At 46.6% G+C, this 22,478-nt stretch carries 20 protein-coding genes and 1 pseudogene; 7 read left to right on the forward strand and 14 right to left on the reverse strand.

Annotated features, from left to right (window positions below; all coding sequences use genetic code 11):
• Nucleotides 1-18: 18 nt before the first annotated feature.
• From Q0757_RS08105 to Q0757_RS08115, 3 genes and pseudogenes are all read right to left on the reverse strand, one after another.
• Nucleotides 19-825 (reverse strand): SDR family NAD(P)-dependent oxidoreductase, encoded by an 807-nt coding sequence (locus Q0757_RS08105; RefSeq protein WP_298786092.1) that lies wholly within the window; start codon nucleotides 823-825, stop codon nucleotides 19-21.
• A 49-nt stretch (nucleotides 826-874) separates the two neighbouring features.
• A pseudogene (gene hisD, locus Q0757_RS08110) lies at nucleotides 875-2,154 on the reverse strand (histidinol dehydrogenase).
• 141 nt (nucleotides 2,155-2,295) lie between these two features.
• Complete coding sequence (locus Q0757_RS08115; protein WP_298786094.1) at nucleotides 2,296-4,218, reverse strand: right-handed parallel beta-helix repeat-containing protein; 1,923 nt, start codon at nucleotides 4,216-4,218, stop codon at nucleotides 2,296-2,298.
• 117 nt (nucleotides 4,219-4,335) lie between these two features.
• Between Q0757_RS08115 and Q0757_RS08120 the strand changes: the two genes are divergently transcribed.
• Nucleotides 4,336-5,103, forward strand: a complete 768-nt coding sequence (locus tag Q0757_RS08120; RefSeq protein WP_298786096.1) for an AraC family transcriptional regulator — start codon at nucleotides 4,336-4,338, stop codon at nucleotides 5,101-5,103.
• On the opposite strand, the gene Q0757_RS08125 is transcribed toward Q0757_RS08120, so the two are convergent.
• Nucleotides 5,100-5,810, reverse strand: a complete 711-nt coding sequence (locus tag Q0757_RS08125) for an SAM-dependent methyltransferase (RefSeq protein ID WP_298786098.1) — start codon at nucleotides 5,808-5,810, stop codon at nucleotides 5,100-5,102. The genes Q0757_RS08120 and Q0757_RS08125 overlap by 4 nt on opposite strands.
• A gap of 110 nt (nucleotides 5,811-5,920) precedes the next feature.
• Nucleotides 5,921-6,679: an SDR family NAD(P)-dependent oxidoreductase gene (locus Q0757_RS08130; RefSeq protein WP_298786100.1), complete on the reverse strand. Its 759-nt coding sequence runs from the start codon at nucleotides 6,677-6,679 to the stop codon at nucleotides 5,921-5,923.
• An 865-nt stretch (nucleotides 6,680-7,544) separates the two neighbouring features.
• On the opposite strand from Q0757_RS08130, the gene ltrA reads away from it, so the two are divergent.
• Both ltrA and Q0757_RS08140 read left to right on the forward strand, forming a co-directional pair.
• Nucleotides 7,545-9,329, forward strand: a complete 1,785-nt coding sequence (gene ltrA, locus Q0757_RS08135; RefSeq protein ID WP_298786102.1) for a group II intron reverse transcriptase/maturase — start codon at nucleotides 7,545-7,547, stop codon at nucleotides 9,327-9,329.
• Between the two features lie 146 nt (nucleotides 9,330-9,475).
• The gene (locus Q0757_RS08140) at nucleotides 9,476-10,048 is read left to right on the forward strand and encodes a DUF4256 domain-containing protein (RefSeq protein ID WP_298786172.1); all 573 of its coding nucleotides are present in this window, start codon (nucleotides 9,476-9,478) and stop codon (nucleotides 10,046-10,048) included.
• 4 nt (nucleotides 10,049-10,052) lie between these two features.
• Here Q0757_RS08140 and Q0757_RS08145 read toward each other — a convergent pair whose 3' ends face one another.
• From Q0757_RS08145 to Q0757_RS08165, 5 genes are all read right to left on the reverse strand, one after another.
• Complete coding sequence (locus Q0757_RS08145) at nucleotides 10,053-10,922, reverse strand: PhzF family phenazine biosynthesis protein (protein WP_298786104.1); 870 nt, start codon at nucleotides 10,920-10,922, stop codon at nucleotides 10,053-10,055.
• Between the two features lie 69 nt (nucleotides 10,923-10,991).
• The gene (locus Q0757_RS08150) at nucleotides 10,992-11,900 is read right to left on the reverse strand and encodes an NAD(P)/FAD-dependent oxidoreductase (RefSeq protein WP_298786106.1); all 909 of its coding nucleotides are present in this window, start codon (nucleotides 11,898-11,900) and stop codon (nucleotides 10,992-10,994) included.
• 67 nt (nucleotides 11,901-11,967) lie between these two features.
• Entirely contained in the window at nucleotides 11,968-12,354 is a 387-nt protein-coding gene (locus Q0757_RS08155; RefSeq protein WP_298786108.1) for an Rrf2 family transcriptional regulator, read from the reverse strand.
• Between the two features lie 156 nt (nucleotides 12,355-12,510).
• Nucleotides 12,511-12,927, reverse strand: a complete 417-nt coding sequence (locus Q0757_RS08160; protein ID WP_298786110.1) for an organic hydroperoxide resistance protein — start codon at nucleotides 12,925-12,927, stop codon at nucleotides 12,511-12,513.
• A gap of 1 nt (nucleotide 12,928) precedes the next feature.
• Nucleotides 12,929-13,369: a MarR family winged helix-turn-helix transcriptional regulator gene (locus Q0757_RS08165; RefSeq protein WP_298786112.1), complete on the reverse strand. Its 441-nt coding sequence runs from the start codon at nucleotides 13,367-13,369 to the stop codon at nucleotides 12,929-12,931.
• Between the two features lie 191 nt (nucleotides 13,370-13,560).
• Between Q0757_RS08165 and Q0757_RS08170 the strand changes: the two genes are divergently transcribed.
• Both Q0757_RS08170 and Q0757_RS08175 read left to right on the forward strand, forming a co-directional pair.
• Nucleotides 13,561-15,153 (forward strand): NAD(P)/FAD-dependent oxidoreductase, encoded by a 1,593-nt coding sequence (locus Q0757_RS08170; RefSeq protein WP_298786114.1) that lies wholly within the window; start codon nucleotides 13,561-13,563, stop codon nucleotides 15,151-15,153.
• A 285-nt stretch (nucleotides 15,154-15,438) separates the two neighbouring features.
• Nucleotides 15,439-16,443: a LacI family DNA-binding transcriptional regulator gene (locus tag Q0757_RS08175; protein WP_298786116.1), complete on the forward strand. Its 1,005-nt coding sequence runs from the start codon at nucleotides 15,439-15,441 to the stop codon at nucleotides 16,441-16,443.
• Between the two features lie 101 nt (nucleotides 16,444-16,544).
• Here Q0757_RS08175 and Q0757_RS08180 read toward each other — a convergent pair whose 3' ends face one another.
• From Q0757_RS08180 to Q0757_RS08195, 4 genes are all read right to left on the reverse strand, one after another.
• Entirely contained in the window at nucleotides 16,545-17,819 is a 1,275-nt protein-coding gene (locus Q0757_RS08180) for an Nramp family divalent metal transporter (RefSeq protein WP_298786117.1), read from the reverse strand.
• Nucleotides 17,820-17,954: 135 nt separating this feature from the next.
• Nucleotides 17,955-18,902, reverse strand: a complete 948-nt coding sequence (locus tag Q0757_RS08185; RefSeq protein WP_298786119.1) for a dihydrodipicolinate synthase family protein — start codon at nucleotides 18,900-18,902, stop codon at nucleotides 17,955-17,957.
• Between the two features lie 272 nt (nucleotides 18,903-19,174).
• A complete protein-coding gene (locus Q0757_RS08190) occupies nucleotides 19,175-19,465 on the reverse strand; it encodes a helix-turn-helix domain-containing protein (RefSeq protein WP_298786120.1) in 291 nt (96 codons plus the stop codon).
• 29 nt (nucleotides 19,466-19,494) lie between these two features.
• Nucleotides 19,495-19,923: a hypothetical protein gene (locus Q0757_RS08195; RefSeq protein WP_298786121.1), complete on the reverse strand. Its 429-nt coding sequence runs from the start codon at nucleotides 19,921-19,923 to the stop codon at nucleotides 19,495-19,497.
• 681 nt (nucleotides 19,924-20,604) lie between these two features.
• On the opposite strand from Q0757_RS08195, the gene Q0757_RS08200 reads away from it, so the two are divergent.
• Nucleotides 20,605-21,594, forward strand: coding sequence for a S66 peptidase family protein (locus Q0757_RS08200; protein WP_298786174.1), 990 nt, complete (start codon nucleotides 20,605-20,607; stop codon nucleotides 21,592-21,594).
• Nucleotides 21,595-21,836: 242 nt separating this feature from the next.
• Nucleotides 21,837-22,013, forward strand: coding sequence for a hypothetical protein (locus Q0757_RS08205; protein ID WP_298786123.1), 177 nt, complete (start codon nucleotides 21,837-21,839; stop codon nucleotides 22,011-22,013).
• Nucleotides 22,014-22,478 lie beyond the last annotated feature (465 nt).

Genomic DNA, 22,478 nt, shown 5'->3' on the forward strand with positions numbered 1-22,478 from the left:
TGTATTATTTGCAGTTTTTCACCAGACCGTCCAGCCGCCATCGACGACGATCGTCTGTCCGGTTACCATATCGGAGGAAGCCGAGCTGAGAAAAGCGACCGCTCCGAACAGATCCTCGGGACGGGCCAGCCTGCCAAGCGGAATTCTGGCAAGCACTTCCTTTTTAAATTTTGTATCCTCAAACATTTTTTCTGTCATTGGAGTTTCAATAAAGGTCGGAGCTAAAGCATTAACGTTGATGCCGTCAGAAGCCCACTCAATAGCCAGGGATTTTGTCAACTGTGTAACGCCTCCCTTGCTCGAGCTGTAGGCAGCGCGGTTGTAATACCCCACAAAAGCCATCTGGGAGGACATATTGATGATTTTGCCCTGTCCTGCTTTACGCATCCACCTGCCCGCTGCCTGACAGGCAAAAAAGACGCTTTTTAAATTAATGTCATGGATGCGGTCCCACTGCTCCTCCGTTACTTCTTTCGCCGGAGCCGGGATATTCGTGCCGGCATTGTTCAGGAGCACATCGATTTGGCCGAACCGTTTGTAAATACTTTCAAACAGTTCATCCAAATGTTTTATTTCAGTTAAATCAAATGGGAACGGCTCGGCCGGTTGACCTTTCTCCTGAATTATCCGGGCTGTTTCCTGTAAAGCCTGCTCCTCCCTGGCTACCAGAGCCACACGGGCACCGGCCTCAGCCAGCATGACCGCTATTTCTTTTCCAATGCCTTTGTTAGCGCCTGTAACGACAATCGTTTTTCCTTCTAAAGAAAACAGATTAGGGCTGATGGCTTTCCCTCCTTTTATGAATACGTATACATTAACAGGCAAGCTTTTATCAACTATTTACATAATAAGCGGCTCAATATCGCGCCGGTGTTCAGTCAGTCGTGCTGTATCTTTGCACACGTAATGCAGCCTGGGCCTTATGTCCCTCGAAGCCTTCGAGCTCACACAGCCGTTCGGCGTATCTGCCTATTTCAACACTGGCTTTTTTTGTCACGCGCTGATACGTACAGTTTTTTAAAAACTTGCCTACCCATAAACCGCCCGTATATTTTGCCGCCTGCTTGGTCGGGAGTGTATGGTTGGTTCCAATTACTTTATCCCCGTAGGCGACATTCATTTCCGGCCCAAGAAAGAGTGCTCCGTAGTTTGTCATGTTTTCCAGAAAGTAATCCGGATCCCTGGTGAGGACTTCTACGTGTTCATAGGCGAGCTTGTCCGCCTCCTGAACAGCTTCCTCCACATTTTCCACGACGATGATAGAACCATTATCCTGCCACGCCTGCTCTGCGACTTCCGCTGTCGGGAGGGTTTTTAACTGACGGGCAATTTCCTCCTCCAAAGACTCGGCAAGCAATTGGGACGTTGTAATGAGGGCCCCGGGGATGTGGGCCCGTGCTCTGCCTGACCGAGAATATCGGTGGCTACCATTTCGACGTCGGCTGTTTCATCAGCAATCACGAGCGTTTCGGTCGGGCCTGCAAATAAGTCAATGCCCACTCTGCCGTACAGCTGCCGCTTTGCTTCCGCTACAAAAGCGTTGCCTGGACCGACGATCATATCCACCGGCTGAATTGTCTCCGTGCCGACAGCCATCGCAGTCATTGCCTGGACTCCTCCCAGCAGATAGATTTCATCCGCCCCGGCCATATGCATGGCTGCCACCGTGGCTGCCGGTATTTCCCCGTTAGTCGGAGGCGTGCAGGCAATCACTCTTTCGACCCCGGCCACCTTCGCTGTGACAATACTCATGTAGGAAGAGGCCACCATCGGATAGCGTCCACCCGGAATATAGCAGCCCACGCTGTTCACTGGGATATTTTTATGTCCTAAAATCACGCCGGGCCGCGTTTCCACTTCAATATCCTGAATGGATTCCCGCTGATGCCGGGCAAAATTTTGAATTTGCGACTGCGCAAAGCTAATATCATCAATCACCTGCTGCGGCAGCTCATCCATCACCTGTTGAATGGTTTCAGATGACAACCGGAATGATTCCGGCGACCATTTGTCGAATTTTTCCGAGAGCTCCCGGACCGCTTTATCTCCCCGCTCCTCTACGTCATGAATAATCCCCTGGACTGCCTGCTGAACCTTCGTGTCCGCCTCCTGTTTCTCCTGATCGCTTTTTCCTCTTTTCAGATAAGTGGGCATGGGACATCCTCCTTTTTTTGAATACGTATTCAACATAAAACAAACTAATTATTTTGTAAACGCTTTATTAAATATCCTGCCTGTTTTCTTACAAAAAATACGGTGCCCGTTTATCATAAACAGACACCGTACTATTAAAAATTACCCCCACACCTTTATTTCGTTTTTGCCAGCCTGCAGCTGACCGATAGGCCCCGGCACATCTGCATTGGCTTTTTGCTTGCCTAAGAAGTCAGTATCTATCCGGAGCTCGCTTCCATCCGGATTTTCAAAATCCGCATCCACGATACGCGCCCGCCCCAGATTTCCTGTATGCTTTATCTCCCCATTCATTTGTTCAAATTCACCGGGCAGTTCACAGGACAGATACACCTCATCCCCTTTTTCAATGATCGTAAGCTCGGGGTCAAAAGCTTCTTTAGTTAACGCCTCATGTTCTCCTTCAAACGGAACGGCCCCGTTAAAGTAAGCATTATGATTAATATAGACCGGCTGCTCGACACTGTGGAACGCTTCATGGTCCCCGCCGACCTGGTCCACCCTTTCGACATATTCCTCAAGCGACGCCGTGTATCCGTTAAAATGGGAGGTGCCTACATCTTTCAAATCCGATTTTCCTACAAACATGTTATTGTAAAAACGATCGTCTCCGCCGTAGACAGGCGCAAACCCGGCTACCTCCGTGCTGTGGGGGAGGTGATACGGGGTCGCCCGGTCCAGCATCTTCTTGTGCACCATTTTGCCCGCAATCAGATTGCTCACGTAGGCTCCGCCCTGCGCATGGTTATCCAGAGCATAGTCTGCGGTTAAAATATTATGGTCCACCACATACGGACCGCTGCTCACTTCCACGAAAAGATCACGGCTATTCCTGTAAAACAGGTTTTTGCTTACTCTCGTGCCCTGGGTCTGCCAGTCGAGCCATATTCCAAGCGAGCAGTCATAGATACGATTGCTGTGAATCTGGACATCAATCGCTGCGTGCAGCTTAATTCCGGCGATTTCATGGCCAAAAAACTCCCGCTTTAATGCGATATTATAAATGTGGTTATGATAGATCTCGCTGAATACGCAGCCCAGATGACCGACCACCCCGTTCTGGCCGCAATCATAAATGGTGTTGTTCCGAATAATGTGAGAGCCGGTGCGCTCCTTGCTCCAGCCAATATGACGGGCCATAAACACAGATTCCAGCTGATACTGATAGCCTGGTTTGTCCTTTCTTTTTGTCCGGTAATTGTCTCCAGTGGATGCTTCCTTTCCAATACTGATCGCACTGCACTTGGAATCATGAATCACGTTGTTTTCGATAACCCACCCTTTGCTCCAGTGCGGTCCGATCAATCCCGGCTGATCCGCTGTCGGAGGCGTCCACGGCGTTGCTGCCTGGGCCATTTCAAACCCCTGCACCGTAATATAGTCAAGCCCCGTCAATTCCGGGTAAAAGCAGGCTTTCCGCACATTTATTTCCACGAGCTCTTTATTGGGATCAGCGCCCTGAAAATTGGCGAAAATCGTCGTATGGCTGCCGTCTGCTTCCGCATACCAGCGGTACGTGGTCTGCTCTGAATAGAGGACAGGAACAGTCGTTTTTGTCCAGTGGTCCAAAACCTCGGTCTGCTTTTCGGGATTCAGCACTTCCGCAAAGGTTTCTGCTTCGTAAAAGGACATTCCGTTTAAATACACATCGCCCAGATGCCTGCCCGGATTGTGAACGATCCAGTCCCCGAATATTTCTTCCGTAAACGGATTGTAGTCGCCAAATAACGTGTTTGGGACGGCTGCCTTCCAGACCGTTCCCTCCACCTGTTCCCAGTAGTCAATTTGTTCCGAACCTTTAATCACTGCCTTTTCTCCGGGAGCTGCGGTATATGTAATTCTCCGGGTCTCACTCCGGCCGCCGTTTTTCGGCTTCACCCATTCTCTGTATTCACCTTCATGCACCACTACGGTGTCTCCCGCGGTGGCCAGTGAAGCTGCTCGATTAATTGTTAAAAAAGGACTTTCCTGTGTGCCGTCGTTTTTGTCAGAGCCGTTTTTTGCTACATGATATTCAAGTGCCATGAAGCTTTCCCCCTTCTATCAATCTATTTTTATTATAGGCGGGAAGCTTCTTATGCTTCTATTCAAAAAATAGTATAATATAAGACAATATTAGTGTTTTTGAAAGGGGATACGGCTTTGGTCTTTTTTGAGCCTCACGGAGTCGAAGAACAGGAATCATTTCAACGTGTCACCTTAACCAATTTCAGCTTTCCGCTTCACTTTCACCGTGCCTATGAGCTGATCCTTGTCCAGGAAGGACAAGTGCGGGTAACCATTGACCAAAAAGAATATCTTCTGCAGCAAAACGAGGCAGCCTTTATTTTTAACAATCAGATGCATGAATTTACAACGGTCGGGCATTCCGCTATCACCATCATCATTTTTTCTCCTGAATTAATTGGTCGTTTTTTTATGGATTATAAAGGCTTGGTCCCTGTAAATAATACGTTTTCTCTTTCACCGGACATGCAGCTGCCGTCTCGGGATTCCGTCTACAGGCAGAAAAGCTTTTTGTACGGCATATGCAGTACGTTAGAGGAAAACACCGATTTCAAGCCCGTACAATACTCTGCGAAAACGAAAATCCTTCATCAAATGCTTTTGTATGTGGATAATAATTACGCCTCCGCGTGTACGTTAAAAGCGGTGGCTGAACATTTGCAGTATGATTACCCTTATCTGTCCAAGCTGTTTGTGCACATGGCGGGCATGACCTTTACCGAATACTTAAACTATTATCGGGTATCGCGGGCCTGCTATTTACTGAAAAGCAGCCAGCAGCCGATCGGGGAAATTGCTGCAGACTGCGGCTACAGCAGCCTCCGTTCATTCAACCGGAATTTTCAGGCATTCGTGCGTGACTCGCCCCGCAGGTTTCGAGAGCTTTCCTCTCATCAGGCTTAATTACCGACGGAGGATTTCATGATCCGGAGAAACGAATTCGCATTCCTTTGAAATTCATACGAAACAAAGACTTCTTCCACCATATGACCCTCCGAGGTTAAATATTCAATCACTGCATCCAGATGCTCGTACCTCTCGCCCTTCAGATCCACCAGCGGAAAAATGCGCACTTCCTCTTTTGCTACTCTCACCAATTCTGTAAGCGTGTCGATGTGAAAGTCATAGCTCAGGCGGTCGGCGTACATAAACAGGAAATGGGCGGACAAAACGGTGTCAAAGGTGCTGTCCTCAAAGGGCAGCACCGGTAGTTCCGCTGGCACGTACCGGCCGCCTGAATGATACATATCCTCCGAACAGTCGCGCAGTGCCTGTGTGCGTCTGCTTTTTAAATCTTCAACACTATGAATATAACCCCATTCGTAATTACCTTTGGCCTTCATTATGTGTTCCGCCGCGTGCTCAATATCCTGAAGCCCCTTTTGTTTTAGATCTTCGCCACGGTGATCGTACGCGATATCACAGGCTGTCACCTCTGCTCCCAGACTGTTTGCGATAGCCGTAAACGAACAGGCCCCGGCCGGGCAATCCAGAATCCTCCTTCCTTGGATCCCTGCTTTGGACAGGTCAAACATATCCAGGTATTCGTCAAATGTGCGTCCGATAAAAACAATACGTTCCAAATCAAGCTTCTTCTTTTCTCTGCTCAACTCTGCTCACCTCAAATAAAAAAGATTACCCTCAAGGTAGCATACGAGCTGCTACCAGGGTAATCCTTACTGGAAAAATAATCGATTTTTATTCGTTATTCTAACGGCTGTTAAGCTAACGATCCTCCATCGACAACCATCTCGTCCCCGGTTACAAACCGGGATTCATCGGAAGCATAGTACAGGGCAGCGTACGCAATGTCCACCGCTTCCCCGTGGTGGGGCGGAAGAGGCACAACGTCCTGATTATCCTCTGAAATGGTTTTCTGCCGCTCGCCCATGATTGGCGTCCGTATCGGACCTGGATGAATGCTGTTTGCCCGAATGCTTTCTTCGGCAAAATGGGCAGCCACGTGCTTCGTCATGGAACGTATCGCCCCTTTGGCCGCACTGTAGGCTGTGCCGTTACCGCCAGCTGCTCCGGACCCGGTTAAGGCGGCCATCGATGCTATATTAATAATCGATCCCTGCCCGGCCTTCTGCATTTCCGGGATCACTTCGCGCATGCCGAGAAAGTACCCGGTCGAATCCACGTTCATGACTTTGTTCCATTCCTCCAGGGAGGTTTCGAGAATTTTGCTCGGATAGTGGATGCCTGCGTTATTGACCAGAATATCCACCTGCCCGTAGGTATCCACCGCTTGTTGAACAGCCTTTTTCCAATTCTCCTCTGAGGTGGTATCCAGCTCGAAGGCAGAGATATCCGCCCCTTCGTCCTGTATTTTCTTTACTTCCTCCTGCAGCAGATTGAATTGAACGTCGGCTGCTATAACCTTCGCTCCCTCTTCTGCAAACAGTCTGGCAGTACCGAGACCAATCCCACCGGCTGCCCCGGTCACAATTGCAACTTTGTTTTGTAAACGTGCCAATCTAGTTCCTCCTTCAATGATTCAGACTCATCCGTTTTCTCTCGTATAAATACCCATTATGGGCAGCGGGTAATCAATACCCTTTGGAATGGTATAATTGTGCGACACGTTCTTAACTGAAAAGGTTAAGCCCTGACCAACGGTCAGGAGAACTGCTATTTCGAGAAGTCAAATGACAGGGTAACGCCTGGAAGGGCTTCCTCTGATACTCCGACGTGCAAAAGCATGAAGTAAGCATGCCTTTGTACGAAGCTCGGTAAAGACGGCTGAAAATGATCGTCAGATACCGAAAGGTATCTCGAAAGAGGCCCAGCGGTGGGCTTTATCATTGATAGGCCGGGAGTCTACAACATGACTAGGGATAGAATCGGTTCCGTAAAACCATGGGTAGGAGGAACCTGACGAATCTCCGAAGGTACGGGTCGAGAACGATTACTATCCAGAAATGGATAGGCCACGGGCGTGGCGCTGACGTGGGTGAGTAAGAATAATTGTTATGAAAGTCCATATGCCGTTACAGGCGGCATTCCCTCAGCAGGCTTAAAGGAGAGTCCTACGGTCATGGGCACAGATAGAAATAGCGGAACGTGGAAACCTGCTAACATGGAGGCCTTACTGCCGATGATGTGGGTGAAGGAAAATCATAACCTTCGTTGACAGCAGGGAGAGCGATGGCACAGTACCGAAGAAGGAATGGAAACATTCTGGAGGGATAGCCATTAGTCTAACGATGATATCAACACCTTATTGAACAAGCTGTGCTAGGGACGGATAAGGTTCTTGTAGGACTAATAAAGGTTACCTCTGAAAGGAGTACCGACTTATTCAAAAAGTAGCAAAGCTTCGACACGCTGAATACTACGGCATGCAAGGAAATTTGGATGCCTTGTATCAGCAAAGTCACAATGGGGACCGATTTTATAAGCTCGTCGAGCTTATGAGCAAAGATGAAAATATTCGCTTGGCCTATCGTAATATCAAGAGAAATATGGGTAGCCTAACGGCAGGTGTTGATGGCAAAACCATCCAAGACATTCAACAATTAACGATTGAGGAAGTCATAGAGCATATTCGATCCATGTTCCAGTGGTACAAGCCTCAAAAGGTTCGACGAACCTTCATTCCGAAACCAGATGGAAGCCGAAGGCCCTTGGGTATTCCAACGATTTGGGATCGATTGTTTCAACAGTGCATTCTTCAAGTATTGGAACCTGTGTGTGAAGCAAAATTTCATGGGCATAGCTATGGATTTCGACCGCATCGAAATACGCATCATGCCTTGGCTCGAATGAAATCCCTCGTTAATAGCAAAGGCAAAGGATTCCATTATTGTATCGACATGGACATTCAAGGGTTCTTTGATCATGTACACCACGGGAAACTGTTGAAACAACTATGGAGCATGGGCATTCGAGATAAAACCTTGATCGCTATCCTGTCTTCCCTGCTTAAAGCGGAAGTTCAAGGAGAGGGCATTCCCCGTCAAGGCACACCGCAAGGTGGCATTTTGAGCCCGTTACTTTCTAATATCGCATTGAATGAATTGGATTGGTGGATTAGCGACCAATGGGAAACAATCGAAACCAGTTATTCGTACGCTGGTCGTTCAGAAAAGTATAAAGCGCTGAAGAAAACGAATTTAAAAGAGTGCTTTCTCGTTCGATATGCCGATGATTTCAAAATTATGTGCCGAGATTATCCGACAGCGGTGAAAATGTTTTATGCGACGCGGGATTTTCTTCAAACTCGTCTGAAGTTGGATATCCATCCGGAAAAATCATTCATCGTTAATCTTCAGAAACACGCAAGTACGTTTTTAGGATTCTCGATCAAGGCACGAAAAAAGCGAAATCGGCATGTTGCTCATAGTCGAATGACAGCCAAAGCGAGAAAACAAGCCTATCAGAAACTAACGATGGCTGTAAAAGCGATGGCGCGCAAACAAACACCACAAGCGGCTTGGCAATATAACACTACCGTAATGGGTATCCAAAATTATTACTCGGCAGCAACCCATATTAATCGAGACTTAGACCATTTGAGTAACCATCTTACAAGAATGCTTTACAACCGATTGCGACGTGACTGGAAACGAGCGAGCAAACGTGAGTTGCCCCATCGATTACAGCAACGATACCGAAGGTATCACCCCAAGTGGTACAAGTTGCAGGGCATTGTGCTCCTTCCAATCTATACGACGAAACATCAGTCCGCACGAAATTTCACACCAGCTATTTCTTCGTATACGAAACAAGGACGAGCACTCATTCATGATTCTCTGCAAGCTGTACCGGTGGAAGTATTACGTCATGTCCAACGCTTTTATATCCCTCACCGGACAATTGAATACAACGATAACCGCATTACTACCTTCATTGCGCAGTATGGAAGGTGTGCCATGACCGGTCTATCGTTAGGGCTTACTGGTTGGCATTGTCATCATAAGGTCCCGTTGGGACAGGGCGGCACCGATCGATTTGATAACCTTGTGATTATTCAAGAAGATATTCATCAAGCCCTTCATCAGGGAGATATAAAGCAAGCTCGAACCACGTTAGGTCACTATACCTTAAACAATCGGAAGAAGCAGCAATTTGATGACTGGCGAATATTGGCCGGGCATCAACCGATCTTTCGCTCAACGAAATAACGATGTTGATATGGTTAGATGGAACGCCGTATGAGGGGAAACTCTCACGTACGGTGTGGAGTGGGGGAAAAGGTGGCGATCACGTCAAAGCCTTACCTATCACTATTAGACAAGCCCGTAAAGTCTTAAGGAGGGATTTCCCCATGATGGAGAAAAACGATACATCTCCTCAGCTTACTCCCGAACAGAAAAAAGCTATTCTGGCAATACTCGAAAACCGTTTCGAACAGCATATGCACCGCCATAAAGAGTTAGCATGGGCTTCTGTTCTGGAAAAGCTTGAGGGAGACAACGAAAAACTGTGGTCATTGAACGAAATGGAGTCGACCGGCGGAGAACCGGATGTGATTGGCTTAGACCGTGAAGAAAATAAATATTTGTTCTGTGACTGCTCGGCCGAAAGCCCTAAGGGTCGCCGAAGCGTGTGCTATGACCGCGAAGCACTGGAAGCAAGAAAGAAATATAAGCCTGAAACAACTGCTGTCGACATGGCTCAGGCTATGGGTGTCGAGATTTTAACCGAAGAGCAGTATCTCACTCTTCAACAGCTGGAAAAAATCGATACGAAAACGTCAAGCTGGATTCAGACGCCTGCGGATATAAGAAAACGGGGCGGCGCTTTGTTTGGCGACCACCGGTACGGCCGCACGTTCATCTACCATAACGGAGCCGAATCATACTACGCCGCGAGAGGCTTCCGGGGCATACTGAAAGTATAAAACACTATTTCAATTCTTCGGCGCTTCCTTTGATACGGGTATTTACGATTTGATTGCTGCGTACAAACGTTTCCGATTCAATCATGCTCGGCTTTCCCATAGCGACTCCCTGAACAATACGAAAGGTATTCCACCCTTCGTTTACTGGGGGCAAAATCTTATGTGCCGTTAAATAGGCGCCTAAGGCCGAGGCAGCCACCCCGGTGGCCGGATCCTCCGGATAGCCGGCCCTTCGGGGAAACTGGCGTGCCTGCACGTATTTTTCGTGTTGTTGTGAAACAGCGAAAGGATAAAAGCCGGTCGTGTTAAATTCGTCACATAAATCCCAGAGATAATTAAAATCAGGCTGAAGCGCGTTCAACGTCTCTACTTTTTTTAAAGGGATCATTAATTTATAACGGGACGTCGAAACGGATTGAACCGGCCATTCTGCCAGTTCCTCTGTTTCAATATTCAGTGCCCTGCCTATTTCTTCTTTCGACGGAACGGTGGTCAGAAACCCGGGCGGGAACTGTTCGACACTTATCTCCAGCTTTGAATCATGCTTTTCCCATTTTACATTTACAGGCCCAAGCATGGTCTCCACAATGACCGGGGAATGGCTAATGGCCCCTTTGTTCACTAAAACCGTGATGCTCCCTATGGTGGCATGAATGCACATTTCCATCTCATGGGAGGGAACAAAAAAACGAAGCTTTAGATCACAGTCCGGGCGGGTGGAGGATATAACAAAGGCTGACTCATGTGCAAACTCCTTTGTCATCTGCTGCATTGTTTTTGTGGAAAGATGATCCGCGTCTAAAACGACAGGACACGGGTTACCTCCGCCCTTTTCCATAGAAAACACGGTGGTGTGTACAACCTGATAGCTCACTTTTCTCCCTCATTTCGTTAGCTTTCAGGTTTATTATAGCACTCAGGAGGCAATTAACATCCGCCCCTTTTATGCTTCTTTATTAAACGCCTCCTGAATTTGCCCCATCATCATGAATCTTGCAACCTCCCCTCCGTTCGCCGCTGCCGCTATCAGCTGGCTGCCAAAATTGTCCTTTGCTTCGCCGGCCACATACAGTCCTTTCACAGAGGTTTCTCCAAACTGACTGAGCACAAATCGATTGTTTTCATCCCGCTCCACGTCCAGATCGCTTAAAAATTCATAGTTGGTGTTCCAGTGGACGTACGTAAAAGCACCCTCCACCTCTACCGTTTCTCCGTTGGTCATTCTAATCGCCTGCAGCTGTCCCTTCTCTCCAGACATTTCGTCAATTTTCTCCAGATGATAAGGAATATTTTTATCTTCGAGTATCTTTTTATTTTCCTTCGTCAGGCTGGTGTGGCCGTCGGTGAATACTTCGAGTTGGTTTGTCCAGTTGGAGAGAAGCATAACCATGTGCATGACCAGCTCATTCGGATTGATAACGGCAAGCTTTTTGTCTCTCATTTCCCAACCGTCGCACCACGGGCAGTAAAAGACGCTTTGCCCGTAATAGTGTTCGATATTTTTAATCGCTGGCAGCTGTTCGATTAATCCCGAGGCAACCAACACCTGCTTTGATTGAAACTGACCCGCTGGCGTTTGGACGATAAAGCCGTCATTATGCTGGTGTATTGCAGTCACTCTATCATTTAACAGCGTATTGCCCTCGTACTTCAACGCATCTTCCCTGGCCCGCTTCCGGAACGTCTGCGGAGTCACTCTATCCTGGGTTAAATAGGAGTGCGTTTCATGCGTTACGATGTTTCTCGGCCTATCCTCATCAATAATCAGCGCCCTTTTTAATCCTCTTCCAAAATAAAGCGCCGCACTTAATCCAGCCGGTCCTCCACCAATAATAATTACGTCATACATCATTTTAAAACCCCTTCCTGTATATTAAAGATTCTTATTATCTATAATTATAATAAAGCAAAAGGATCTGCTACACCGTTAAATCCTTCAGCCTTTTGTTTTTTAGCGTGCTGATTAAATTTTCCTGGGCTTCCATCATAGCCGCCTGAATTCTGCATTCCTCTCCGTGATCAAAGCTGTCTTCAAACAGCGTCTGCACGCCGTCGATCGCAACCACAATATCGTACACGCTCACGTTTTCCCAGTTCTTCTGCAGCCTGTATCCGCCCTTGGCACCGCTCGTGGAGCTAATGTAATTCGCCTTTACGATACGCGTTAATACTTTGGATAAGTACGTGGTAGAGACATTCAGTGCTAACGATAAATCCTGGACCGGGATTTTGGTTCTCTCCCCGTCACGATGAATCATATACACCAGCGCATGCAGGGCGTAGTCGGTGGCTTTTGAAAATTTCATCCCGCTTTTCACTTCCAATTATAGATATTATAAATCTATTATATACTCATATAATGACGTACGCAAGCTTAAATACTAAAAAACCAAAATAAAAAGACTGATGATGGAGTCTGTTCTCCAGCACCAGTCTTTACACTACCTAATTCTTAAAAAAGTTTAAGCTACTGTCACGTCCACTTCAATGTTTCCGCGTGTCGCTTTCGAATACGGGCAGTTCTCGTGGGCGCCTTCGGCAAGCTCTTTCGCCTGCTCCTCCGAAACGCCTTCCACATGAACCGCAAGCTTCACGGCCAGGCCGAATCCGCCTCCGTCATCCTTGCCGATGGAGACGTTGGCAGTAATTTCTGTATGATCCGGCTTGATTTTTTTCTGACGGGCGACCATGTTCAGGGCGCTTTCAAAGCACGCCGCATAGCCGGCGGCGAAAAGCTGCTCCGGGTTTGTTCCCTCTTCGCCGCTGCCTCCGAGCTCTTTCGGCGTACGAACGTCAAGGTTTAGGTTACCATCCTCTGAAGTGACACGGCCGTCGCGTCCTCCGACAGCGGTAGCGGTTGTAGTATAAAGTGGCTGCATGTTAATTCTCTCCTTTTTGAATATGTTCTGTAATTTGGTGCAGCTGACGAAGCAGCTGCTTCGCGCCTTCCTCATCAATCCCCAGGCGGCTGCCAAGACGCTCAGGCAGACACGCTGCATCGCGCTTTAACAGGCGTCCCTGTTCGGTAAGATGAACCAGCACGATTCGTTCATCCTCCGTAGAGCGCTTCCTTGTGACCAGACCCGCGCCCTCCATCCGTTTCACCATCGGGGTCAGCGTCCCGGAATCGAGATACAGCTTTTCGCCAATGGCTTTGACGGACTGATGGTCCTCCTCCCACAGCACAAGCATCATCAGGTACTGCGAGAAGGTGAGCCCGAGCGGATCCAGCTCTTCGCGATACATTTTCGATATTTCCTTGGAGCAGGCATAAACAGCAAAGCATAACTGGTGATCAAGCGATAATGGTGAATCATTCATGCGGATGGCCATCCTTTATTTTTAATTGTGCACAATCAAATAGTACACAATATTATATTAAAGCACAAATAATGTGCTCATATGATATTTCACTCAATCAGGCTCTTATCCCTTTAGTTTTTTGGGAAAAGATTAAGAGTTAAGCATATACGTGAGCGATTATAAAGAACGTAACCGTAAAGGAGGAAAACATGAAATATGACATAGTTGTCATCGGCGCCGGCCATAACGGCCTCACCGCTGCTATTCAGCTCGCCAAGCAGGGTAAGAAAGTACTGGTGCTGGAGAAGGAAACCCGCCCCGGAGGAGCTGCTAAATCTGGTGAAGTAGCCGCTCCGGGCTTTATTCATGATTTATTTTCCATGAACATCAGCTTGTTTTTAAAATCCCGGTTTTATTCGGAAAATCAGCGGGAGCTCGAGGCAAATGGCTTCTCCCCTGTCTACGGGCCCCACCCGTACGCAAGCGTTTTTCCCGACGGGCACGGACTCGCCATTAACAAGGACCCGGCCAAAACGCACCGCAATATCGCCAGCTATTCCGCCGCTGACGCAGAGACCTGGAAGGATTTTGATGCCTTATACGACCGTGTTTCTCCTTATTTATATAAACTGATGCACCGGGAGCTTCCCTCGCTCCATGCCGGCCTTATCGTATTCAGGGCGCTGCTTGATTTAAAAATTAAATCTGCCCTGGAGGTCTCCAGTCAGCTCGCCAAGTCCCCTCGGCAATTCGTCGATTCATGGTTTGAAAATGATAAAGTAAAATCACTGGTCGTACCGTGGGGCTATCAATTGGACTACGCCCCGGATGTCAGCGGCGGGGCTGCCTTTCCATTAATGGAAGCCATAGGACACTACCGGGAGGGGGTTCCGTTTGCCCGCGGCGGCATCCAAACGATGATCCAGGCGATGGTAACGATGCTCGAAGCAAGAGGCGGCGAGCTGCAAACCGGCACCTGGGTGAAGGAAGTATACGTTAAGGACGGCGAAGCCAAAGGAGTGATTCTGGACGACGGCACGTATATAGAAGCCGGGGACGTCATTGCCACCGCTACGCCTACCCAGATCGTTGATCATTTAGTCGATACGGCCCACCTGCCTGCTTCCTTCGTCACTAAGGCAAACAATTACCAGTACGGGCCGAAAACGATGGTGATCCATCTGGCGCTGGACGAGCCGCTCCAGTGGACGGCCGGGGAGGAAATCGGGCAATCTGCTTATGTTCACATAGCGCCTTATGTAAAAGACCTCGCCCGCACTCATACCCAGGCATTGAATGAGACGCTTCCGGACAGCCCCCTGCTGATCGTTGGCCAGGCTAGCGCCGTTGATCCAAGCAGAGCGCCGGAAGGAAAAGCGGCTGTATGGATCATGGTTCGCTCCCTTCCCGCTCATCCTAAGTACGACGCGCTAAACGAGATTGAGCCGGGTCCCTGGTCCTCCATCAAGGAACAATACGCCGACCGGATCATCGATAAACTGGAAGAATACGCTCCCGGGGTGAAGGATACGATAGCAGGTCGGCACGTCTTTTCCCCGGAGGATCTGCCCCAGGAGGATCCGAATCTTGTCGAAGGCGACCATATGGCCGGAAGCCACCAGCTGTTTCAGCATTTTCTATTCCGCCCCTTCGTCGGCCACTCCCGCTATCAAACACCGATTAGCCATTTTTATATGATCGGGGCGTCCACCTGGCCCGGCGGAGGGTTAAATGCAGGATCTGGATATTTATTAGCGGAAAAGCTAAAAAGCAAATCCTTTTTTAAATTTTCGCCTTTGTGATTGGACTAATAGGCGTTTAATATTAATTACATCGTTAATACTAGAACGTTTCTTTATATACAGAGAGATGGGAAAAGGAGAATATAATTGGTAAGCTTTCAATTTCCTCAGTGATTCTTCCTTTTTCTTGTCTCGTCCCTTTTTCAAGAAGAAGATCTCTCATCAATTCCTCAGTCTAGCCAGTATGAAAATTTGCTATAAATGGAGATGTCTTTTACTTTGTGCATTGCACCAATCTACCATTATAATGAGAGTACTTAGTGATAATTAGTGGAGGTCGACATTGTGACGGTTAGTATTAAAGATGTGGCACGTCAAGCAGGAGTATCAACAGCGTCAGTATCCCGAGTGATTAGCGGTAAACCAGGGGTAGGGGCAGCTACCGAAGCCCGCATCCGCAAAATTATGGAAGATATGGATTACCGCCCAAATTTAGGGGCAAGGGGCCTGGTCAAGCAGCAGACGGGCAATATAGCTATTATCGTTCCCCGTGGATCTTTCACCTTAAATAATCCTTTTTTTTCGACAGTCATCGATGGTATTGCAAAGGGCATTGACCAATCTGATTACAATATCGTGATGTCTTTTACTTCGGCCCAACAAAAGAAATTACTGGAAAATCAATCCGTGGACGGAATTATTTTATTTTCACCCCGAAGTGAAGAGTTTCGCTTGGAATGGTTGGAAACTCTTGGCCTTCCTACCGTCGTCATTGGCAGTTACATTGATGACTCCCCTTTTCCCTGCGTCCGCCCGGATGACGCTGATGGCATGGGTCAAGCCGTTCAGGCTCTATACGAACGCGGTCACCGACATATTGGGTTGATCAACGGACCCATGAGTTCAATGCACAGCGTGAAATGCTGGGAAGGGTATCATCAAGCCGTAGAGCGACTTGATTTAGGTTCGGGAAGCAATGATATGTTGGAACTCAATGAATTTGATGTCAACGACTCTGACAGCAGTGTTTCTACCTTTTTATGTTCCCGGCCCACCATGACTGGTATTGTCTGTGCTTCCGATTACTTGGCCATCGGGACCATGCGTATAGCGACGACCATGGGGCTTTCGATTCCAGAGGACTTATCGGTCATCGGTGCTGATGATGTGCCTATTGCTTCCCTGTTAACACCGGCCTTGTCTTCTGTGCAAGTGGACCTCCCCGGCATCGGCCAGGAAGCCACGCGTATGCTCATTGATTTGCTAACTGAGAACCGCATAGAATCGCAAGATCTTGTTTTTCCAATGACTTACATTGATCGCGAAACAACACGACACGTAGAGCAATAAAGAAAGCCACGATCCAGGGATCATGGCTTTCTTTTTGTTACCGCTTACAAAAATATAAAGCATCATGGGAAAACAATCAGCGTGAGAGCTCTGGTTATTTTTTAACTCCATATCCCTACAAGATCGACAATTACTTTTCCAATTAGTGCTAAACCAAACAAATAACTAATAATCATACATGCCTGGAGAATTCTCGGCTGCTTCATGCCTTGATTAACATCTTTTCGAAATAACATCAAACAAATAAAGAAACCAGCCGCCGGTGCTGCTACCGCCGTGGCAATATTCGCTAAATAAATGAGTTGAACCGGGGAGCCCCCATAACTAAAACTCACCGCTGCTGAGATCGCCAGCACGCCCAAAGACCCCCATTTAATACTTTTATCTTCCAATCCGGTTGGTTTATTGAATCCCGCGTTCAGCAGAACCACCGAACGATGCGTATTACCTAACAGGGAAGAAAAAGCTGCGGCTAATAGGGCAATGCCCATGACGACGCCTGCGGCTCCTCCCATAAAAGGAACAAGCATATCTGCCATTTGCCTCGGGGATTCGATGAGCACATTTTGTGGGTTCATCACGATCGCTCCCACTAGAACAATCGCTCCACTAACTAACACTACCCCTAAAACGTGGGCAATGGAATCCGCCAACATAGCTCCATTGAACAAATCTTCCTTCTTCCATTTTTTCTCTTTGCTTAAATACGTGCCGTATAGACCTGTGGTGATCGAAGCATGCGTACTAATAAACCCTAAAGCTAACGCAAAGCTTCCCGCTGGAAAATACCAATGCGTTAATCCTTCTGCTGTCTGTGCCACACTTGGTCCACCTGTACTAAATAACGTGGCATAAAAAGCAATGATCATCCCTAAAATGCAAAGCATCGCGCCTTTTTCAACTTTCGAGTAGACCCCTTTCGCAAAATAAACATACACCAGGATACACAACATGATCAAAGCACCGAATTTCCAATTGATACCGAATACTAAATTCATGCCCGTTCCAGTACCAGAAATATTTCCAATGGTAAAAAATACACAAGACAGAAATGCAGCGATACCCACGACGGCTGCCCCTACTTTTCCGTAATAATGGCGAATTGCATGGATCGACGGCATCCCTGTCAGTAATGTAATTCGGTACGTGGCCAGTAAAAACGTGATAGCCATAAAGGCGATCGGAAAAAATAACCATAACAGAGAATATCCATACGATGCGCCAAGCATCGATGCTGTCGTAATAACGCCTGGCCCCATTACCACTCCTGTCAAAACAATCCCTGGCCCTATACGTTTCAATAATTGCGTAAATGGAAGCCGCTTGGTTGCACTGTCACTCACCATTTCCTTCGCTTCCACTTCTTGTTTTCCCATGTTGCCCCCTCCTTTGCGCTTCCTAGCACTAGGACTGATTGTTGTTAAATTCATCATACACATAAACGGCCAAAGGGAGTAGTCTCCCTTCCATGGCCGTTATGTCTTTTTTACATCGAAGCGCTTTCAAAAAGCTTATGCTTTTGCTTCATCTTTGAGCAATCCGACGCTTAGTAATCCTTGACGAATTTCTTCCCGTTCTTCCTCGGATAATGGCAGTACCGGGCGTCTTGCCTGACGACTGCTGATCAATCCACGCTGATACATCGCTTCTTTCATACGCAGATGAGAGGTTGACGACGGCTCATCCATTTTGTAGACAGCTTGTTTCAAGTCAAAAATGCGGTCATATACCTGTTGGGCAGCAGCAAGATCTTGATTCTTGACACATTTGACGAGTTCAGAAATCAAGTCTGGCACAAAACATCCAAATCCAACGAGTGCACCGTCAATGCCCTGGACAAGGGTCGGAAGCAAGTATTCATCGTGACATGTTAATAATGATACATCCGGAGCTTCTTGTTTAAGGGCCCTAACATCAACTTCGTATTGTGCAATGTCCCGTTCCCCAAGTTTAAAGGATACGACATTTGGAATTTTCGCCATTTCTAAAAGCTGACTGGTGGAATATGACGATTTCGTCCAGGTAGGATACTGGTGAACCACGATCGAGATATTGATGGCCTCCGCAACGTCTTTAAAATATTGCACCGTAGATGCTGGCTGCATGCCAAACCGTAACCAGGAATGAGGAGGCATAAGAAGAATTCCTTCGCCACCAGCTGCTTCTACAGCCTGGGCATGTTGAATAGCTTCGGTCGTTCCTTCAGCAGAAATACCAGAAATAACAGGGACCTCGCCTTGTAGTTCATCCGCTGCGATTCGTACCGCTTCTGCTCGTTCTTCGGGAAGCAAGGTCATGATTTCCCCCGTATGACCATTGACCACGATGCCGTTGACACCGTCATGGCCAGCAACCCAACGTACCAGAGACCGAAATCCTTGTTCATCAATCGAATCGTCTTCGTTAAAAGGAATCAATACCGCCGGGAATACGCCACTCCATTTTGCTTTGTTTTTCATGTTTGTTTCCTCCTTGATTGAATGAATTTATAGTAAACGTTTACGTTGATAAACATATCACGTAAACGTTTACGTGTCAAAGTATTCTAAAAATTTATTTTTGAGATTCTCCCTCGTCTGAGAACGCCTAGAGACATGTTTTCCCGGAATGCACTTTCGTTAGTGGCTTTTTAGCTGTTCTTTATAACATTAATTCTGGCAAATGAAACCCATTTTAATACATGCAAAGACCGAGCATGAAGGTTTCCATATCATGCTCGGCCTCTTGTAACTTATAATGAAATCTTGTCATTGTTGTCTGTAGACGCCTCGCCAAGCGAAAACGTAATATGAAGCACTTGAGCAATAGCCAGGAGGGTGTCCACTCGAGGCGCCGTGATCCCCGCTTCAATACGTCCAATCGTGGATTTTGGTTTACCAATCGCATCTGCCAGTTCTTGTTGGGAAAGACCCTGACGCTGGCGTTCGGTTTTGATGGTCGCTGCGAGAGCTGCTTCCTGCTTTAATCGATCAATGTGCGCTTTTCCCACGGCTTCCTGGTAATGATCGAATGCCTTGCTCATCCCAACTGCCTCCTTTGTTTTACCCCTTGTTATTTGGAATCATTTGTCCCATAAGTTTCGTAACATTCTTCGGCTGGAATAATGTCCGGTCGTCGAATCGCGCCGTTATACGTCTTATCAAAATGATGCAGCAGCAACACTTTCTGCCTTTCATGAATCACAAACAACAAACGGTGATTGCCGGTTTTGGCGCCATCGATCCCCCAACGGTATAGCTCTTCTAATTCTGTGTTTCGATATACCTGTTTGATCGACGGCGGTACAGCGTCTCGCCCTGTTTGACTCTCTTCCGGCGGGTACGGATTATATTCGAGGATCGCTCGCTGCCGGATGTACTGATCTGCTGTTTTGCCCCAAATCCCCTGACGGCCTCGTTGCTGCCATCCCTGTGTCGCGGCATTGAAAAGCCAATCTTCGAACATAGGGACATTTCCTAATGCCTGTACGTCATATGCCATCGTTGGTCCATCCATTCCTATGATATTCTCTATACCCCTATGATAGCACAAATGCTATCATAGGGGTATAGAGAATCGTCTATGCTACTAATAAAAACGGATCTGCTTCCGATAATCTACTTTATGGTAATAATCGAAGGAAAGCAGCTATTTCCTAAGCACTTCCCTTTTAAGATAAAGAATAAGTCAAATACCATCCATAATATTCCTTTTCAAATGATTGACTGCTATCATGGAAAAAGAAATATTGTGAGCTATTCATGGAGGTGTTCGATGACCAGTGCAAAATCCGTTCTTTATATATACGGAATTTTTTTATTTATTTCATGGAATTTGATGCTTTTATTGGATCAGACACATTATACGGTAGAAGATAAAATTAAAGGTGTCCTATTTATCTGTACGGTGATACCGATCTTATTTACGCTTGTCTATATCTATCACAAGCATCGAATAGGAAAAATGATCGTAGCGTGGGCGTTAGGCGGATTATTTCTCATCAATACGGTATGTTTTTTTGTCGTTCCATAAAAATGGACGTTGAAACATGCTCTTCTCCAACTTATTAGGAGAGAGCATGTTTTATGGAATCAATCCGCTTATTGGCTTTTCATACAAACATACAGAAATGTATGAATGGAGATAAAAGAAACCAAACATAGAAGAAAGAAGGAATCCTTGATGCTGCTATTACGTCCTGGGGATAAAATCGGTATTTTTACGCCTTCATCTCCCGCAACAGTCACAGCCAGAACGCGATTCGAACGAGCGAAATCCTTTCTTGAAAGCAAAGGATTCATCATTATCGAAGGAACGTTAACCGGAAAAGCAGAACCCTATCGATCAGGTTCGCCCAAGGCACGGGCTGAGGAATTAAATGAATTGTTGAAGAATCCCGAGATCAAAATGATCATGGCAACGATCGGTGGGAGCAATTCCAACAGTCTCTTGCCATATATCGATTATGGTGCTTTTTACAACCATCCCAAGTTTGTCATTGGTTATTCCGATACGACCGCCATTCTTCTAGCTCTTTATCATAAAACGAATATAACGACGTACTACGGACCAGCACTCATTCCTTCTTTTGGCGAGTGGGCGCCCCTGGTTCATGATACGTGGTCGCATTTCGAGAACTACTTTATGAGTGCTCCCCCCCTGCCTTATGAGATTCCTATGCCTCCATATTGGTCGGATGAACCGGTGAACTGGTTGGATAAAACGACCACCAAAACCTTGTATCCGAATGAATGGACGGCAAGAAATCCTCATGCCGTGGAAGGAAGACTCATCGGTGGGAATGTAAACGCTATGTATGGATGTATTGGTACCGATTATTTTCCCACCATTAATCACGGCGATATCTTGCTCATCGAGGACAGCGCAAAAGATGCGGCCATCGTCGAAAAAAATTTTGCGATGCTGAAAATGCATGGCATCTTCGAGAAGGTATCTGGCATTGTTTTAGGAAAGCATGAAAGATATGACGATCTTGGCACAGGCAACAAGCCCATAGATCTTCTATTGGAACAACTGGACGGAAAGAACATTCCTATTCTAGCAGAGTTCGATACCAGCCATACGCACCCGATGCACCCCTTAGCAATCGGGAAACAGGTGGCTTTAGATACCAGAGCCAAAGCCGTTTATTGTACGGAAGATTGGTTGTAATTCCTGATATTTTCATCGATATTTTTAAAAATCGTAAAATGTGAAGATAAAGTGATTGACTACCGATAAGCGCAATTATGTTAAGGGTTCTCCTGAAAATGGAGGATCCTTTTTAGATTGTAAATAATGGAAATAAAAATTAGACTAAAGTCAGTTCAAGCGCATTCTAGTGTACCTATTATCACAAGCATACGGTGGGAGCAGACCAACGAGCGTGGAAAGGGGCAGGGTAGGAAATGAACATGAAAACAGTGTTAAAACATTCGGTGTGGATCGTATTAAGTGTGTATACGATTTTATTTATTGCTGCTGGGGTGAGAACCGGGGAATGGCATTTTCTCGTTTTTATAGGAGGTTTTATTGTTCTTGGTGGTGGTTTTTTAGGTTCTTATTATAAAAATTATCCACCAAAGGGATGAGCACACATATAACTTTGATGTTGGCCTTTCATTGGAATACTCCTTAGCAAAAATACTAGCGAAGATCTATAGTTCATCTATCGTCCCGTGCACGTTAAACAATAGCGTCTGGGCGCCCTTAGTGTTCTTCCCGGCATCAAATTCCATATGATTTTTTGAAAATAATATCGACATACCTTCGGGTTTACTATGTTCTAGAATAAAATATTCTTGTTTAAAAAGATAGCATTTAAATTAACAACTCAATCTATTCATTTATATTACGATTAAAGGAGTCATGATGGTGTTAATACTCTTACCTATGAGAGATGCTTTTTTGGTAGCTACTATCATAGTAGTGATAACATTGCTTTTGAAAAAATTAAAAATATCAAGATGGTTCGTGAACATCCCCAGCATTTTAGGTATTTTAGGTTCTCTTGGTCTTCTATATTGGAGTTTAGTATTCATTCGGGGGTTCGAGGC

Source organism: uncultured Marinococcus sp., from assembly GCF_947493875.1.
Taxonomy (GTDB): domain Bacteria; phylum Bacillota; class Bacilli; order Bacillales; family Marinococcaceae; genus Marinococcus.